General features: G+C 38.8%; 11 protein-coding genes. 7 read left to right on the top strand and 4 right to left on the bottom strand.

Annotated features, from left to right (window positions below):
• Positions 1-151 precede the first annotated feature (151 nt).
• Positions 152-655 carry a phosphate-starvation-inducible PsiE family protein gene (locus tag VB693_RS23165; RefSeq protein WP_190706728.1) on the bottom strand — a complete coding sequence of 168 codons (504 nt, stop codon included), beginning with the start codon at positions 653-655 and terminating at the stop codon, positions 152-154.
• 420 nt (positions 656-1,075) lie between these two features.
• Between VB693_RS23165 and VB693_RS23160 the strand changes: the two genes are divergently transcribed.
• Positions 1,076-1,651, top strand: coding sequence for a Uma2 family endonuclease (locus tag VB693_RS23160; protein ID WP_323268313.1), 576 nt, complete (start codon positions 1,076-1,078; stop codon positions 1,649-1,651).
• A gap of 194 nt (positions 1,652-1,845) precedes the next feature.
• Here the strand turns inward: VB693_RS23160 and ruvC are convergent, their stop codons facing one another.
• Positions 1,846-2,337 carry a crossover junction endodeoxyribonuclease RuvC gene (gene ruvC, locus VB693_RS23155; protein ID WP_190706733.1) on the bottom strand — a complete coding sequence of 164 codons (492 nt, stop codon included), beginning with the start codon at positions 2,335-2,337 and terminating at the stop codon, positions 1,846-1,848.
• 158 nt (positions 2,338-2,495) lie between these two features.
• On the opposite strand from ruvC, the gene VB693_RS23150 reads away from it, so the two are divergent.
• Together VB693_RS23150 and tsaE are read left to right on the top strand one after the other, a co-directional pair.
• Positions 2,496-3,866 carry a gluconeogenesis factor YvcK family protein gene (locus tag VB693_RS23150; RefSeq protein WP_190706736.1) on the top strand — a complete coding sequence of 457 codons (1,371 nt, stop codon included), beginning with the start codon at positions 2,496-2,498 and terminating at the stop codon, positions 3,864-3,866.
• A gap of 64 nt (positions 3,867-3,930) precedes the next feature.
• Positions 3,931-4,386, top strand: a complete 456-nt coding sequence (gene tsaE, locus VB693_RS23145; protein WP_190706738.1) for a tRNA (adenosine(37)-N6)-threonylcarbamoyltransferase complex ATPase subunit type 1 TsaE — start codon at positions 3,931-3,933, stop codon at positions 4,384-4,386.
• A gap of 1,201 nt (positions 4,387-5,587) precedes the next feature.
• Here tsaE and VB693_RS23140 read toward each other — a convergent pair.
• Together VB693_RS23140 and VB693_RS23135 are read right to left on the bottom strand one after the other, a co-directional pair.
• A complete protein-coding gene (locus VB693_RS23140; protein ID WP_323268312.1) occupies positions 5,588-6,760 on the bottom strand; it encodes a patatin-like phospholipase family protein in 1,173 nt (390 codons plus the stop codon).
• Between the two features lie 256 nt (positions 6,761-7,016).
• Positions 7,017-8,336, bottom strand: a complete 1,320-nt coding sequence (locus tag VB693_RS23135; RefSeq protein WP_323268311.1) for a dihydroorotase — start codon at positions 8,334-8,336, stop codon at positions 7,017-7,019.
• Between the two features lie 211 nt (positions 8,337-8,547).
• Between VB693_RS23135 and lepB the strand changes: the two genes are divergently transcribed.
• From lepB to VB693_RS23115, 4 genes are all read left to right on the top strand, one after another.
• Positions 8,548-9,192, top strand: a complete 645-nt coding sequence (lepB, locus tag VB693_RS23130) for a signal peptidase I (RefSeq protein WP_323268310.1) — start codon at positions 8,548-8,550, stop codon at positions 9,190-9,192.
• A gap of 1,202 nt (positions 9,193-10,394) precedes the next feature.
• Positions 10,395-12,230, top strand: coding sequence for an EAL domain-containing protein (locus VB693_RS23125; protein ID WP_323268309.1), 1,836 nt, complete (start codon positions 10,395-10,397; stop codon positions 12,228-12,230).
• A 415-nt stretch (positions 12,231-12,645) separates the two neighbouring features.
• A complete protein-coding gene (gene ldpA / locus VB693_RS23120; RefSeq protein ID WP_323268308.1) occupies positions 12,646-13,761 on the top strand; it encodes a circadian clock protein LdpA in 1,116 nt (371 codons plus the stop codon).
• A 40-nt stretch (positions 13,762-13,801) separates the two neighbouring features.
• The gene (locus VB693_RS23115) at positions 13,802-15,538 is read left to right on the top strand and encodes a R3H domain-containing nucleic acid-binding protein (RefSeq protein WP_190706754.1); all 1,737 of its coding nucleotides are present in this window, start codon (positions 13,802-13,804) and stop codon (positions 15,536-15,538) included.
• Positions 15,539-15,611: the final 73 nt, after the last annotated feature.

Raw genomic sequence — 15,611 nt, 5'->3', positions numbered from 1 at the left:
TTTGTTAGTGTTGGTACTAGCCTGCACTTGCGTTTAAAAACTCAAGATAACTCCCAAAGGCTTCTTTCCATCTCCCCAATTCCCCACTCCCCACGATCTATTCTCTAAATTCAAAAATCAAACCGGATTTCCATATTTATAACCTACCTACTTAATCAGCATTAATTGAGGTATTCGACAATAAGTCTGTATCATCTGCTGATATTTCCGCGTTGGTAATTCTGACATGATGAAAAAATCCAGATATCCAGGGTAAAGCTATGAGAATTGCTGTTAAAACTAACAAAAATAAGGAGATGCCAAAAATTTGATCACGGGGAATCTCCAGCACACCCCGCAGAATTACTTCCCGTAAAGCAGAAACTATGGTAATTTCTGCGGCTGCACCTACTGAAATTTTCTGTGTTTGTAAATAGTCAATTAATAAGCGAAATAACTCTACCAAAATTAAAATAAACAAAATATCAGATGTTACTTCCCGTAAATCTAATGGGTGTAAAAAAGATAAAAACATATCACCCAAACGGATGAACATAACGCAAAATAAGCCTACACAAAGAGAAATAATAATAATATCTTGAAAAACTTCAAGATTAGTGACAATTGTTGCTCGATTAAACCAGGTATTTAACTTGGTGATGATCCGTTTTGGCATATTGTCTCCAGGATATTTTGAGTTCTATTTTTCCATGATAGACAATTAAATAAATAAAATTATCATAATTTCATTAGTTTTTATATTTTTCCTAACAATCTAAAATCATGAAGATTCACCTCATCTTAAATGTATGCAAATTCACTTTTTATGCGTCTAATTTATAAAATATAGGAATCTTATTTGATTTTTGAAAAACATTAAGAGAAAATACGTGTGAGGATATAGGACTCATCTTTGATTTTTGAAATACACATAAGGTATGTTAGCGTCAGCGTAACGCACCTTCCCCAAAGCTTTTGGTGCGTTAAGGCTTACGCCTAGCACACCCTACATATACTAAGATTTTTTTTTATAAATCAATCGGATTCCTATAGATATAGGTTTCCCAGTCAGCAAATACAAACGGAAAATGCTTCTATGACAGCACTTACATTGAATCTCAATTCTGTAATTAAACTGACAAGAGAGCAGTTTTATCAGTTGTGTGCAGAAAACCCCGATTTAAAATTAGAACGCAATGTCCAGGGAGAGTTAATTATAATGCCACCGACGGGAGGAGAAACAGGGAGAAGCAATGTTAATTTAATTCTGCAAGTAGCATCATGGAACGAACAAAATCAACTTGGCGAAGTTTTTGATTCATCTACTGGATTTACTTTACCAAATGGTGCTGACCGTTCTCCTGATGTTTCTTGGGTGGAAAAATCCCGTTGGGAGGTTTTGACTAAAGAACAAAGAGAGAAGTTTCTGCCTCTGTGTCCTGATTTTGTCATTGAAATCATGTCACCATCTGACACTTTGAAAAAAGTTCAAGACAAAATGGATGAATATAGATCAAATGGGTGTCGTTTAGGTTGGTTGATCAATAGAAAAAGGCAGGAAGTAGAAATTTATCGCCCAGGACAAGCAGTGGAAGTATTAAAATTACCTCCAACTCTTTCTGGGGAGAATACTTTACCTGGATTTGTACTCAATTTACAAAAAATCTGGTAAAAATGCGTAGTGAGAACTTCAGTCTTCATCTCAACTAAGTAAGTCTGTGCAATAAAACCAAACTGTGTGAAGAAGAGTAGATAAGGCTCAAACTCTTTTTCCCCCTGCTCTCTGTACCTGCCCTTATTCCAACAATAATTATTTACGCCGACCTACTTATTTCTTAGTTCAATTAATGATTCTCGTTTGACAACCTACAATTGATACGACGCTGTCAAAGCTACAGCCAGACCATCCGCCGCATCATCAGGCTTGGGAATCTCTTCTAAATCCAACTCCCGTGCTACAGCTTCCTGCACTTCTGATTTATCAGCATTGCCATAGCCAGTCAAAGCTTGTTTAATTTGAGCAGGGGTAAATTCTACATAGGGTAGATGATGCTGCGCCAAGGCTAACATAACTACGCCTCTGGCCTGTGCCACGAGGATAGTGCTTGACATACGATAGAAGAACAGTTTTTCAATCGCCACCAAATCTGGCTGCAAATGATCAATCAGGGTATGTAAATCATCGAACAAGGTACACAGGCGTTCTCCTGTATCTATGCCTGCCGAAGTTCTAATTACCCCGAAATCCAAGACACTGACTGTTGTATCTTGTATACTAGTTGGGCTTTTTGTACAGGTAATTGCCCCAAATCCTAAAATTGCTAGTCCGGGATCTAATCCTAAAATGCGCTTTTCCATGAAAGTTTATGCAACCAAGCCAAATTATTTGGCAACTTTGACGATCTGCCCTTAGTGTAAATGCAACGGGAAAGTTCCATAACTTCATACTTGGTGTTAAAACCAGTTAGTGTACATTTTCTGTTAATTATTGTTTGTACCACTGTTCCGAATCAGGTATGTCAATAGGTTTTCTCAGACAAGCCCTCCACAGGCTGCAAAAACAATCACGCAGTCGAACTTCCCATCGGGTGAACCAGTGGTTTAAATGGTTATCTCCTGGACTGTCGATCAAACGATGGTTGCTGATTAGTGTTGGGGGTGTACTGCTGACAATTTTGGGGTTGGCTATTTGGATCAAGCTGACCCCCATTTTTTTGATATTGGAATTGCTTAAGGGATTTTTGAGTGCGATCGCCAATATTTTACCCAACTATGTCAGCGGCCCTCTAGTCATACTTTTTGGTTTGTTATTGGTGCTTTGGGGGCAAACTCGCACTGTGGGTTCAATTACTCAGGTACTAAGGCCAGATGGAGAAGAAGAACTTATTGATGTACTTTTAGCCCATCGCCGATTGTACCGAGGCCCGAAAATAGTTGTGATTGGTGGCGGTACAGGACTATCTAATTTACTCAGGGGATTAAAAACCTACAGTGCTAATATTACCGCTATTGTCACCGTCGCTGATGATGGTGGTTCTTCTGGTAGACTGCGCCAAGAGTTTGGAGTTTTACCACCAGGAGATATTCGCAATTGTCTAGCAGCCCTCGCAGATGAAGAAAAATTATTAACAGAATTATTTCAATACCGTTTTCGGGCTGGTGATGGGTTGACTGGCCATAGTTTTGGCAACTTGTTTCTCACAGCCATGAGTGAAATTACTGGGGACTTAGAAAGGGCTGTGGCTGCTAGTTCTAAAGTGCTGGCGGTGCGAGGACAAGTTTTACCTGCTACTTTAAGTGACGTTCGTCTGTGGGCAGAATTAGCTGATGGTCGCCGCATCGAGGGCGAGTCGAATATTCCCAAAGCTGCGGGTAAAATTGTCAAGATTGGTTGCGTTCCTGATAACCCTCCAGCTTTACCGGCAGCTATTAAAGCTATCAAAGAAGCTGACTACATTATTATTGGCCCTGGTAGCCTTTATACCAGCTTAATTCCTAATTTGTTAGTCACGGGAATTGCTGATGCGATCGCTCAAACTGAAGTCCCTCGCATCTATATTTGCAATATCATGACCCAACCAGGCGAAACTCAAGGATATAGTGTTGCTGACCACATTCAGTCTATTGATGCTGCTTGTGGGCAAAGACGGCTATTTGATGCGGTATTAGTCCACAAAAAATCCCCCTCAGCCAAATCACTCATCCGTTATGCTCAACAAAATTCTCACCCTGTTTTCTTAGATAGAGAAGCTGTATCCCAACTAGGGCGAAGAATTGTTTTAGCGAATATTCTGTATGAAGATGAAATCGGCTGCGTGCGCCACAATCCCCAGAAGCTCGCAAAAGTCCTATTAAAGTGGTACGGTGGCGCGCATCATGGAAAATAAGAAATAGTCCACAGTCAAAAGTCTATAGTCAGAATACCTAATGACCATTGACCATTGACTAATTATGAAAATTTTACTCAAAGATGCAGACGCAACGCTCAACTTAGGTATCAAGCTGGGGCAAACTCTGATTCCTGGTAGCGTCATTTTACTAGAAGGTGATTTAGGTGCTGGTAAAACTACATTGGTACAAGGGATTGGACAAGGTTTAGGCATCACTGACCCTATTGTTAGTCCTACATTCACCCTGATTAATGAATATTCCGAAGGACGCTTACCCCTTTACCATCTTGATTTGTACCGCTTAGAGCCACAAGAGGTTTCAGGATTAAACTTAGAAATTTACTGGGAAGGTGTTGAGGTGACTCCCGGTATTGTAGCGATTGAGTGGGCAGAACGAATGCCCTACAAGCCAACTAGTTATCTCCAGGTGCATTTGACTTATGGGGATGAAGGCACTCGTCAAGCCGAAATTACACCCTTCAATTGCACTATCAACGACTTGATTGCTAATTTGTGAAAAGCTTTTGTTAAATTTTGGTAAAAAGCTGCCAATACTTCAGTAATGTCAGGGTTGCTCATCAAAGACTGTGCATGAGGATAAATCAACAATTCACCCTCCAATACATCGGTATTTTTTTGATTTACCAGCACTAACAGCATGATTACCAATCAACTTTAATTAAGACACGACAAAATATTTAGTGATAGTCGAGGGAGAATTCCCGGCTCGTTCTATCTACCACTACCACGCTCATCTAAAAAATTAGTTACCATAATTTTGTTCTTTATTCAAAAATCGCTGAAATATTCTTCACTAGCACATCTGGTGTATTTACCATCTACTCAGTTGTTGTCTGAGATCAACTAAATTGCGTATGATCGCGGTCATTCTGACAGTAGTTGGATAAAAATTTAACTTGCTTTGTTTCAGAAATGCTTTTTTCGATGCTATGTAGCAAGCAGTGAGATTTTTTTAATACCTGCTTTTTAAGCAAATTAAACTAACATGAAAACTGACATAAACTTGTCCTTAAGTGGATAATTTTGTTGTTTAGTTTTTTAGAAGACCTCGGTTCACTGGTTGATACTGGTAAAAATTCTGCGTCTTCTGCACTACGGTTGTTACTGTTAGCCCATTCTTAAAAATCTCTGTAAACTGGCTCTGGAATTGACTTCAACGAATGTCTATTTATCGTTTCTCGTCGTGTTTTACTAAGTAATACTAAGATTCTCAACCACAGCATTACCAGTCACAGTTAGCAATCAGAGAACAGAAATCGGTTTTAAGCAGGTACAAAATAAGCACTTATAAAATTTTTGTATGTATAAAACATATTTTTCACAGAAATTCGCCCGTTTACTTAACCCTATTTTTCTCTACAGTTATTTGCTAAAACATCCGGATAGTTGAACGCAAAAAAGCTAATGGGGTGAAATTCAGTCATGATTAATTTCTGTATTAGCTGTCTAACCTGTCTTCGCACTTAAGTATTCCCAAATTCAATTCAGGATCTCTACCTGTAAAGTTACTAATTGTTAATTTATGAGATAACCTGATTTAGCTTCTCTGCTGTGACAAGAGATACTTATATTTGGGTATAGACAGATGAAAATAACAATAATTTAATATAAGAAAAAGAGTATTTATCCGATTTCTCGTATAAACGCTCTTGTATTTGTCAATAAAGATTTTGCCTAAAGATTTTTACGTAAAAATACTAATTGGACATAATAAAAGCCGCGATCGCATCTTTGACTTTTGGCCCACAATGATTTCTGGTGTAATAAGTACAGCCTTCATCAATAAATTGGGATGCAGCATATATAAACTTTTCTACAGTCTCGGTTCTAGCATCATCCATTTCTTCGCTGACTGGAGTTTGGGTAAACCTGTTGGTTCTTTCCTCTCGTTTTAAGAGAGTCCGAGTATCTCTGTAGGTTTCCTCTTGTTTAGATTTAAATTTCTCATTTAGGTCGAACTGAAGACGCAAATACCGTTGAGAGTTGTATCCGCCCATGATTTGCTGGCAAATGGTGCTACTAACCTCTGATGTCGGCTCCATGAATATATCAATTAGATGCTGCGCCCAGTTTATACCCCGCCAACTGTGGACTTGCTCAAATCGAAATGGTTCGCCACTCTGACCTGTCCCAATAGAAAGGATGGCAATGTCTTTTAACTCTACACCATCTAAATTATATTCTTGTTTAATTGCTGGTGAAATTGAGGATTGACTTAGCCTCATGACTAGACTAAGTGCTGCTAGTGCCGGGTTATTAGCCCCCACTCCGCCATCAATGTGAGGAAATACCCAATCGCCAAATTTCTCTTTGTTCATCGGCTCTAATTTATAAGCCGGAAAAAATGTAGGTGCAGAGGCCGATGCAGTACATATCTGCCATAAGTAACATTCGTCATACCATCTTGCCCCCAAATCTGGATGACAGTTAGTAAAAAATGTTGTGTTCCGGTAAAGAGTATCGTAAGCCAAGATTAAAATCATCGGTTTGGCAATGTCCTGGATTCTTTTGTAACCCAATACATCAGTTAAGACATCAATCAGCCCTTGATGAGAATATTTAGGTGGTGACAACGCCTCTAGCACTGGTTGGATGATACTGGGGATTTTCTTGTAGCGTTCTTTTTTATTCAGGGGGAATATCTGCTGACCCTGTTGTCTATATAGTTTAACTAGCTCATCACTCTTTTTTCCTACAGCAATCCCTGCTGTTAAAATTGACCCGGTAGAAGTGCCGGCAATCAGGTCAAAATATTCATGTAAAGATTGACCCTTCTGTTCTTGAATTTGTCGCTCAACTTCTTGAAGAATGCGTGCTGTAATCACTCCACGTATACCACCACCATCCAAACTCAAGATTTTGAAGGACATTGCAATTCTCCTTGATAGTATTTTGTTTCTTGTTTTGGGTATAGTTTCTGACCTATACAGACGTTAGCCAAGAGATTATTCATTGAGATAGGGTGTAGAGAATTAAGTTAGTAAACCTCTCAACCTAGTCTCAACGAATTACCTTTTCTGTCAGTTCTGCTGTGATTTGAACCAAGTAAAACTTAAAACGTCAGAATTTTACCTGGTTACACTATGGTCTAAATTGGTTTAATACGTAAAGACTAGCTAATATTTGCTACACGAAACTTAAAGCTTGACCCCGCACTTCCGTATTCAGTTCACCTTGGTCATAGACAATTTGACCGCCGACAATAGTTGTTACAGCCCATCCTGTAAGATTCCAACCTTCAAAGGGACTCCATCCACACTTGGTTACTAGTTCCTCTCGCCGGACAGGGCGATATGTATTCAAGTCTACCAGCACTAAATCGGCATCATAACCAGGTGCGATCGCTCCCTTATTGGGAATACCATAAGCTTCAGCTACAGCCTTAGACATCCAGTTAACAACTTGGGCAACAGTACACTTACCCTCCATCGCCGCCGTTAACATTACAGCTAAAGATGTTTCTACTCCAGGCATCCCAGAGGGAGTGTTGGGATATTCTTGGGCTTTTTCCGCTAAGGTATGGGGGGCATGATCTGTAGCAATAAAATCAATCACCCCATCCCGCAAGGCTTGCCATAATACCTCATTATCGTGGGGCGATCGCAGTGGTGGATTCATCTGTGCTAAAGTCCCAATCTCTTCATAAGCACTGGTATTGAGCAACAAATGTTGTGGTGTCACCTCTGCCGTTACCCAACTGGGTTTGTCTTGACGCAGCAATTCTGTTTCCTCAGCCGTTGACATATGTAAGATATGTAACCGTCGGTGATATTTTTTCGCTAGTTTTAATGCCAACTGGGTTGCTAACAGTGCCGCTTGATTATCTTGAATTTGGGAATGAATCGCCGGATCGTGAATACCCGCAAACTCTTGGCGACGTTGCTGAATTCTGGCTTGGTCTTCCGCATGAACAGCAATCAATCGCTCACCTTGAGCAAATATTGTCTCCAGCAAAGCTTCTTGATCAATCAACAACTGACCGTGCATTGACCCCATGAAAATTTTAATTCCCGGTGTGGGCGATGCGGTCAGTAAATCGGGAAGGTTTTCTGCCGTTGCCCCAATAAAAAAGCCATAATTAACTAAGCACTTATTCGAGGCACGTTGTAATTTGTCGTCTAAAGCTTGCTGGGTGGTAGTTAGAGGACGGGTGTTGGGCATCTCTAAAAAAGATGTCACCCCACCTTTAGCACAGGCACAACTAGCTGTGAATAAATCTTCCTTATGTTCTAACCCTGGCTCTCGAAAATGCACCTGGGGGTCAATGACTCCTGGCAACAAAGTTAAGTTTTGTGCGTCAATTTCTAATGCTGGTGTCGTCGTGGCAATTTTTGGTGCAACTTCAACGATCTGGCGATCGCGTGTCAATACATCTCCTACCATAAATTCACCATTGGGTAAGATGATGCGAGCGTTCCGAATTAATATACTTTGGGACAATGGCATGGGATTAACAAGTTTCCAACGAGGAACGAAAGATGAAGTAACTTGGCCTCAATTAGTCCTGATTTCCGAGATTTTTGTTTATCCAAGGTGAGATAGCCACAAAAAAACTAATCATGATGACTACTGAATCAAGTTTCTCCCATTAAAATTAACAAATATAGTATTCCTCAGTGAGTTAATTACCTGCAATTTTCCTTAGTTCAACAATTTCATGCAAAATCAAGTGTCTGACAACAATTCTAGTCAACAACCCGATAATTCCTGGATCGCCGAGCTAGGTAGAACAGTTGTATTAAGTATCGTTCTCGCATTAGGTATTCGTACCTTTGTGGCTGAAGCACGCTGGATTCCTTCTGGCTCTATGGAACCCACTCTGCACGGCACTCCGAACCAATGGGAAGCAGACAAGATTATTGTTGATAAATTGAAGTACAAATTTTCCCAACCACAGAGGGGCGATATTGTCGTATTTTCGCCTACAGAAGAGTTGCAAAAAGAACAATATCATGATGCCTTTATTAAGCGAATCATTGCCTTACCTGGCGAAACCGTAGCTATCAAAAATGGTCAAGTCTATATCAACAATCAACCCCTGAAAGAAGAAAAATATCTTAACTCTACTCAGAACACAGTGACTGATGTTTGTACATCAGGAAAACAGCCACCTTTCTTAGCCAAACCCCAAACAATACCCCCTGATTCCTATCTGGTACTAGGCGACAACCGTAATAGTAGCTACGATAGTCGTTGTTGGGGTGTTGTTCCTCGTAATAATATTATCGGTCGTGCTGTAGTCCGGTTCTGGCCACTCAACAATGTAGGCGAAATAGATAAGTTACCACTCTATCCACAATAAATAATTACCCACAGCAGTTGAGGTAAAATTCATACGAACAGCTCATTGACCATCATAATTCACCAAAAAATTGCCCAATAAAGGTTTCAGACCGGATAAATTATGCTTTTTACACCTAAGGGGCTTCCAAATCACAAAATATCCTGTCGCTTTTATGGTGGAGGGAGCAGGGGAGGAATAATCGTTTTGATTTTAGAAATTGGATAATTTATTTTTTGGAGTTCTCTAAAACAAGAATTTTATATTAACAACTAGCTTTGAATAAAACATAAAATTTAAGGAACTGAGAGTATGTAGTAGTTATTTTGTTCCTTAAATTTATTTTTATGAAGAAATTTATCAAAACTTAAAACATACAAGTCGGATTTACCTCCCTTAATGGATAGTAGCCACTTGCAGGATAGTCAGATGAGAAGCAGAGTTTTGCCAAACTCAGGTTATTTAGATATTTTTTTGCAGCTATCACAGTTTAAAAAGCTTATTGCTTAAGCATTCTTTCCTTCTAGCTTTTGAGGAATTTGCGCAGTCTTTTTTATACATTAATTAATAAGAATAGTAATTTATAATACAATCATTTTATTTTATTGAACTGATTGTTAGTGCTAATGGTGACATTATTTATAATTAGCAGCCTTTTATAAAACTGTGGAAATAGACCTTAACACTTAATTAAGATACATATTATGTATTTCCAGGTGATAGAGGACAAATTATGGTGTTATAACAAAGTTTGATGTTTAAATATCAGAAGATATGCTCTAAAAGCTTCAGTATACAAAATTAAAATCAGTATTTTTCTACACGAGTAGCAGCTAATTGCTTGATATACTTTGCTATTGTAATTTAGTAGTAACCCTGAAATTGAATGTAGCTGATATTATCTCGAATGATGAATATGCAGACACAGATAATAGACATTTATTAAGTTACTAACTTGATTTGTTCCCTGAAATTTTGCCATGACTAACAAAATTGGTTAGATAGCACCAAGTACACAAAAGATATTCTGCTGTGTTTTGTGCAAATTTCACTTTCATTAATGGAGAACAAGAATCATGGTGTAGCAAATTATAGATATCAGCCTCTTTAAAAGTTACTACAGCAAATTTCTTTAGATCGAAACTAGTTATTCGATTTCTAAAGAATTTAGCAAACAAGTATTATTTTGAGAAAATCATGGAACTGATCGGAAAAAATGCAGAATGAATTACCAGTGGTTAGATACATCTAAAAAAGATATTTTGATAATTGACGACATGGTAGACAACCTGCGAGTGTTGTCTTCAATTCTGACTAGAGCAGGATATAACGTTCGCAAAGCTTTAAACTGGCAGATGGCTTTAACTGCGTGTCAAACAGTATTACCAGATTTAATTTTACTGGACATTATGATGCCCGAAGTGGATGGTTATGAAGTTTGTCAACGTTTTAAAGCTTGGGAACTCACTGCGGATATTCCTGTAATTTTTATTAGTGCTTTAGATGATGTTTTCGATAAAGTTAAGGCTTTTAAAACAGGAGGTGTAGATTATATTACTAAGCCATTTGAATTAGAAGAAGTTTTAGTGCGAGTACAAAATCAAATAAAATTAAGGACAGCACAATTAGAAATAATTACACTCAATTCAGAATTAGAACAAAGGGTAAAACAGCGCACTTACGAACTAGAAAAAGCTTTAATAAAATTACAAACAGAAGTTACTGTTCGTGAATCTCTGCAAAGTAAATTAATGGAAATAGCCCTACATGATTCACTTACTGGGTTACCTAACAGAGTTTTATTTATTCAGTACATAGAAAAAGCATTAAATTGTGCCAATCAGAAATCCAATTATCATTTTGCAGTTATGTTTTTGGACTGCGATCGCTTCAAAGTTATCAATGATTCTTTGGGACATTTAGTAGGAGATGAATTGCTAATTGCTATTGCCAGTCGGATTCAATTATGTCTCACATCATTTGATATTCTAGCACGATTAGGTGGTGATGAATTTGGGATTATTTTAGAAAATTTGACAGATATTAATATGGCGATACAAGTTGCAGAATCTATTTTACAAAAGTTATCAACTACATTTAAACTATCCAGATATGAAGTTTTCATGAATGTCAGCATTGGTATTAATTGGGGTAGTAAAGACTACGAAAAGCCAGAACATCTGTTGCGAGATACTGACACAGCAATGTACCATGCTAAAGCTTTAGGAAGAGCTAGATATCATGTTTTCAATCCACATATGTATCAGGATGCGATCCATGTGTTAGAAATGGACAATGACCTGCGTAAAGCTATTGAACGACAAGAATTCCTGATTTATTATCAGCCAATTATTTCTTTGTCTACAGGTAAAATTTCTGGATTTGAAGCTCTTTTACGCTGGAAACATCCAAATAGAGGTTTAATTTATCCCACAGAGTTTATTCCCGTAGCGGAAGAAACAGGTTTAATTAAACCGATTAATACATGGGTTTTGCAGTTAGCATGTCAACAACTTTGTATTTGGCAAAATCATCCAGCAACACCAGAAAATCTTACTATCAGCGTTAACTTGAGCGCACGCTTATTTTATCAACCTAACTTCATTGCTCAAATTGATCAAATTCTCCATGAAACCCAAGTCAATCCAAGTAGCTTAGAGTTAGAAATTACAGAAAGTGTAATTATGGAAAATACTGAAGAAATAAAGCTAATTTTACAAGAACTGAAGAAGCGAAAAATTAAACTTATTATGGATGATTTTGGCACAGGTTATTCATCTTTAAGTTACTTACATAATTTTCCGTTTGACGGCTTAAAAATTGATAAATCTTTTGTCAAGCTTATGCAAGAGAATAAAGCAAATATGGGCTTAGTTCCTGCAATGATTAGTATTGCTGAATCTATGGGAATGACTGCAATTGCAGAAGGTGTTGAAACCCAAGAACAATTAATCCAACTCAAAAAGTTAAATTGTGATTTCGCTCAAGGCTATCTATTTTCTCAACCTATAGAACAAAAATTAATCATTGATTTTCTTGAATTGCTACCTCAATGGTAATATAAATAAAAAAATTAAGAAACGAAAATATACAATCCAATTGAAAACTGACATACTATGAATAGTCAATATTCAAGATATAGCTACAAAAATCTTTGATATGTTTGTCTGCTTTAAACACCTTATTTCAATATTTCTTCCTAATGCTTCCAAAATTTTAAAATTTAATTATTTTGGTATTTTATGATACATGAACTGAATAAAATTCCGAACTGAGATAATAAATTTATACCAGCACTAAATTACAAAATGTAGTCAAGCTTTTAGCTTAATATTTACTTATTTATAAAATAATTGCAGTTAATCCAAAGCAATAACCCGGTTTAAGTGAGTGAAAGCCAAAAATCTGGAATCAAAAAATCAATATTTTTATCTCAGACTTTTATTTTCAGTCACATAAAAGCATAATAGAAATGTGACTAATATCTTAGCCCCATTACAATCCTTAAAAACAGGTCGCTGGTTCAAGCTCATCTGCGGAGCTAGTTTCCAACACCTACCTACAGTCAGGAGTTTAACATTAGCCTACACTTTGGCAGGTGCTGACTGTATAGATGTTGCTGCCGATCCAGCAGTAATTTTAGCAGTTCAAGAAGCTTTACAAGTAGCCAAGAGTCTCCTGACTGATGCCCAAATACGCGGCTTTGACTATCAAGGTAATTCTCCGCTTTTGATGGTCAGCTTGAACGATGGAGAAGACCCTCACTTCCGCAAAGCCGAATTTGATCACGCGAAGTGTCCCGAAGACTGCCTTAGACCATGTGAAAAAATTTGTCCAGCACAGGCAATTATATTTGACCGTAGAGCAGACAATTTTTCAGGAGTTGAATCCCAGAAGTGCTACGGCTGTGGTCGTTGTTTGCCAATTTGCCCATATGATATAATTTATACAAAATCTTATATATCAACACGAGATGCGATCGCACCACTGGTAATATCAACAGGGGTAGATGCAGTAGAAATCCACACAAAAGTAGGGCGTTTAGCCGAATTTAAGCAGCTATGGCAAGTAATTTCACCGTGTGCAGAACAATTGAAGATATTAGCCATCAGTTGTCCTGATGGAGAAGGAATAGTCGCATATCTTCAGTCTATCTACAACCTCATTTCTCCTCAATGTAAAGAAATAATTTGGCAAACCGATGGTCGTCCTATGAGTGGTGATATTGGAGACGGTACTACATTAGCAACTGTGAAATTAGGTCAAAAAGTTTTAGCAGCTAATTTACCAGGATATGTACAGTTAGCAGGTGGCACTAATAGATATACAGTTGCTAAGTTAAAAGCAATGGGATTATTAAATAGTGCTGATCAAAGAAGCAAAAATCAGCACCACATTGCTGGAGTAGCTTATGGTAGCTACGCTCGTGTATTAATTTCACCCATTATCGAACAGTTAGAAACCAAGGAGGTAAATCAAAATAAGATCAAGGCAACTATCCGCCTAGAAGAAGAACCAGAGTTACTTTGGCAAGCCGTGGAGCTTGCACATTCTCTCGTTTCCCAGATCAAGTCACAGCCGGAGCGATAATCGCTCGTTCGTTATCTCTCAAGACGTCACTATAGAAAGCATGACGATTACAGACGATCTCCAAAAGTTGTTAGACATTTTGCCCCAAGACCTGCGGCAAATACTAGAGAATCACCTCAAAATAGAGACTTTAGTAGAAGTGGTTTTGGATTTGGGTCGTCGTCCAGAGGCTCGGTTTCCCAATCAAGCTGAGTATCTGAGCGAAAATCCAGTCACTCAAGAACAGATAGATGATTGTATTCAGAGAGTTGGAATCTTTGGCGGAGATAATCGAGCAGGAATTGAGCAAACCTTGCATCGCATCAGTGCCATCCGCAATCGTAATGGGAAGATCATTGGACTGACTTGCCGTGTGGGTCGGGCTATATTTGGCACAATAGGCATGATCCGCGATTTAGTAGAAACTGGTAAATCGATTCTCATGCTGGGACGGCCAGGTGTAGGCAAGACTACTGCTTTAAGAGAAATAGCTCGTGTTTTAGCAGATGAATTGAACAAACGTGTAGTCATTATCGACACCTCCAATGAAATTGCTGGAGATGGTGATGTGGCTCACCCTGCTATTGGTCGTGCTAGAAGGATGCAGGTAGCTCATCCAGAACTTCAGCATCAAGTGATGATTGAGGCAGTAGAAAACCATATGCCAGAAGTCATTGTCATTGATGAAATTGGTACGGAACTAGAAGCTTTAGCCGCTCGTACCATTGCTGAACGAGGCGTGCAATTGGTAGGTACTGCCCACGGAAACCAGATAGAAAACTTAATTAAAAACCCTACCCTTTCCGATTTAGTTGGTGGTATCCAAGCTGTGACACTGGGGGACGATGAAGCCAGACGAAGAGGTAGTCAAAAAACTGTTTTAGAACGCAAAGCTCCTCCTACCTTTGAAATTGCTGTAGAAATGCTAGAACGGCAACGTTGGGTAGTACACGAAAACGTTGCGGACACAGTTGATAATCTTCTCAGAGGTCGCCAAACTAATCCGCAAACGAGAACTGTGGATGAGCAAGGTAAAGTTGCAATTACACGGCAACTAACTGTTGTTAACGGTCGCGGGGGACACTTATCAACATCTGAAGACTCTTTCTCATCAGCAAGACAATCTACAGGCTGGCGGACATCAGGACAAATGCTGGCGTTGCCATCGTTCCCTATAGAACGGGAACGAGTTCCTAGTCCAAGTGAATTTGACCGCTTACTGGATGAGTCATTCAACTATTCAGAGAGCATTGAGTTCAGCACCAGCAGACAAGCTGGCCCAAATGGTGAAGACTTACCACTGCATATTTATCCATACGGTGTCAGCCGTCATCAGCTAGAACAGGTCATTAATGTGCTAACTTTACCAGTGGTATTGACAAAAGACATTGATAGTGCAGATGCAATTTTGGCACTGCGATCGCACGTCAAAAATCATGCCAAATTAAGGCAAATGGCTAAAGCTCGTCATGTCCCTATCCACATGATTAAGTCCAGCACTATCCCACAAATTACTCGTGGTTTGCGGCGGTTGCTAAACATCGATGACCCAGAAATTGCTGATGATCGAGAACTGCAACTGTTTTTGCATAATGGCAGCGACGACGAGATTGACGCTCTAGAAGAAGCTAGACTTGCCGTTGAGCAAATAGTCATTCCTCAAGGACAGCCTGTTGAGTTATTACCTCGCTCTCCTCAAGTCCGCAAAATGCAACATGAATTAGTAGAACACTATCGACTCAAGTCCCACAGTTTCGGAGAAGAACCAAATAGACGATTGCGTATTTACCCTGCATAGTTTCAGGAAGAAAAACTAGGCTAAAAGAAAGACTCCCTTCATGATTATGAGGGGAGTCTTTCTTATTTAAAAG

Source organism: Anabaena sp. UHCC 0399, assembly GCF_034931465.1.
Classification (GTDB): Bacteria; Cyanobacteriota; Cyanobacteriia; order Cyanobacteriales; family Nostocaceae; genus Trichormus; species Trichormus minutissimus.
The sequence above is the reverse complement of the archived record's forward strand: the minus strand, read 5'-3'. Positions and strand labels throughout refer to the sequence as shown.

Coding starts and splice junctions, on each gene's coding strand:
- VB693_RS23165 (WP_190706728.1), bottom strand. CDS start 655: ATGCCAAAACGGATCATCACCAAGTTAAATACCTGGTTTAATCGAGCA.
- VB693_RS23160 (WP_323268313.1), top strand. CDS start 1,076: ATGACAGCACTTACATTGAATCTCAATTCTGTAATTAAACTGACAAGA.
- ruvC (WP_190706733.1), bottom strand. CDS start 2,337: ATGGAAAAGCGCATTTTAGGATTAGATCCCGGACTAGCAATTTTAGGA.
- VB693_RS23150 (WP_190706736.1), top strand. CDS start 2,496: ATGTCAATAGGTTTTCTCAGACAAGCCCTCCACAGGCTGCAAAAACAA.
- tsaE (WP_190706738.1), top strand. CDS start 3,931: ATGAAAATTTTACTCAAAGATGCAGACGCAACGCTCAACTTAGGTATC.
- VB693_RS23140 (WP_323268312.1), bottom strand. CDS start 6,760: ATGTCCTTCAAAATCTTGAGTTTGGATGGTGGTGGTATACGTGGAGTG.
- VB693_RS23135 (WP_323268311.1), bottom strand. CDS start 8,336: ATGCCATTGTCCCAAAGTATATTAATTCGGAACGCTCGCATCATCTTA.
- lepB (WP_323268310.1), top strand. CDS start 8,548: ATGCAAAATCAAGTGTCTGACAACAATTCTAGTCAACAACCCGATAAT.
- VB693_RS23125 (WP_323268309.1), top strand. CDS start 10,395: ATGAATTACCAGTGGTTAGATACATCTAAAAAAGATATTTTGATAATT.
- VB693_RS23115 (WP_190706754.1), top strand. CDS start 13,802: ATGACGATTACAGACGATCTCCAAAAGTTGTTAGACATTTTGCCCCAA.